At 64.7% G+C, this 232-nt stretch carries 1 protein-coding gene; it reads left to right on the top strand.

The annotated features are described in order from the left end of the window. On the top strand, positions 1-232 hold a 232-nt coding region (locus tag CVH10_RS24820; protein WP_146143430.1), incomplete at both ends, for a ParA family protein.

Below are 232 nucleotides of genomic sequence, written 5' to 3' on the forward strand. Positions count from 1 at the left end.
GCCCGCCCAGCCTGAGCCTGCTGACGCTCAACGGCCTGTGCGCCGCCCACGGTGTGATCGTGCCGATGCAATGCGAGTACTTCGCGCTCGAGGGCCTGACCGACCTGGTCAACACCATCAAGCAGGTGCACGCCAACCTCAACAAGAACCTGCAGATCATCGGCCTGCTGCGCGTCATGTTCGACCCGCGCATCACGCTGCAGCAGCAGGTGAGCGAGCAGCTCAAGGCGCA

This window comes from Halomonas sp. ND22Bw, from assembly GCF_003011945.1.
Classification (GTDB): domain Bacteria; phylum Pseudomonadota; class Gammaproteobacteria; order Pseudomonadales; family Halomonadaceae; genus Halomonas; species Halomonas halophila.